Source organism: Pedobacter sp. UYP24 (assembly GCF_054057295.1).
In genome coordinates, this window is the sequence record NZ_JBSRZD010000023.1 from 1 (window position 1) to 1443 (window position 1443).

Below are 1443 nucleotides of genomic sequence, written 5' to 3' on the forward strand. Positions count from 1 at the left end.
GGATCAATGCCAAATGTTGTGGAGCAGGGATTAAAAATTTAGCTTTGCGGTTTTTATCGACTCACCTTTTATGGCCTCAGATACCGCATCCCTACTGAAACTATTTTTACCTGATTTTATACTAGCGCATTTTGAATTTAAAGGTGTCATCGTGGATGCCGAAACGTTTAACATCGAACTTGAAGAGCTCAATAACCCACCATCTGAATGGGAAGGGATCAAAGTATTGTCCAAAGGCTTTTTTCCTGAGATCGTAATCCAGGATTTCCCAATCCGTGGGCATAAGGTTTTTCTTCATATCCGACGCCGCAGGTGGCTTAATACACAGACCTCAAAAGTTATTTACCGGAATTGGACTTTAGTAGAAAAGGGAACGCGAATGACAGGGGAATTCGCGGCTTTTTTAAAAGAGATCAATCGATACAGCCCCGAATAGTGTTGATTCCATCAGTTCTTTCTATGGCGTAAAAGCCAAAAACCTCCTGCGACAGTACCGTGATTACCTCAGTGACTTTAAGAAATGGGACCAGAAGCCTCACGCAAAGGAATGGCTATTATATCCAGAAAACCTTGGCGAAAAGCTTTCCATTGATGAGATAGTCTATCCCATGGCGAACTCTACACTATCGTAACCAACAAAACAGCAAAAGGTAAAAAAGGGGCTATCGTTGCTATTGTAGCAGGCACCAAAGCTGAAACAGTCATTGCTGTGCTGAATAGGATTCGGGAAAGAGCAAGAAAGAAAGTTAAAGAAATCACCCTGGATATGGCAGGCAACATGGAGCTGATCTGTAAACGTTGCTTTCCAGAGGCAACAAGGGTAACCGACAGGTTCCATGTGCAGAAGCTCGCTACGGAGGCTTTACAGGAAATGCGTATAAAACATAGATGGGCGGCATTGGATGCGGAAAATGAAGCTATTGAACGATCCCGCAAGACTGCCACTCCATTTCAACAGGAGGTGTTGCAAAATGGGGATACCATCAAGCAGTTGCTAGCCAGGAGCAGATATGTATTGTATAAAAACTCTTCTAACTGGACAGAAAGCCAGAAAACCCGTGCTGAGTTATTATTTGAAAGGTACCCAGACTTAAAGATTGCCTACGGTCTAAGTATGGGACTTAGCCAAATCTTTAATGATACAAAGGACAAAATCTTTGGACTGGCCAACTTGGCCAGGTGGCACGAAAAGGTAAGACAGAGCGGATTTAAAGCATTCAATACTACTTCAAGGTCAATACAAAATCACTATGAAACCATACTGAACTACTTTGACAACAGATCCACCAACGCATCAGCGGAATCTTTCAATGCTAAAATAAAGGCTTTCAGAACTCAGTTTAGGGGTGTTAAAAACATAGAATTCTTCCTTTACAGATTAACACAACTCTATGCCTAAAAAAGAAAAAAGTGTCCCTGCTCCACAACATTTGGTATTGATCC

Annotated in this window: 2 protein-coding genes; both read left to right on the forward strand. The window is 42.0% G+C overall.

Going from position 1 to position 1443, the window contains the following annotated elements; translation table 11 throughout:
* Positions 1-70 precede the first annotated feature (70 nt).
* Positions 71-436 (forward strand): ISAon1 family transposase N-terminal region protein, encoded by a 366-nt coding sequence (locus ACVWYN_RS18330; RefSeq protein ID WP_457290341.1) that lies wholly within the window; start codon positions 71-73, stop codon positions 434-436.
* A 189-nt stretch (positions 437-625) separates the two neighbouring features.
* Complete coding sequence (locus ACVWYN_RS18335) at positions 626-1399, forward strand: ISAon1 family transposase (RefSeq protein WP_457290342.1); 774 nt, start codon at positions 626-628, stop codon at positions 1397-1399.
* Positions 1400-1443: the final 44 nt, after the last annotated feature.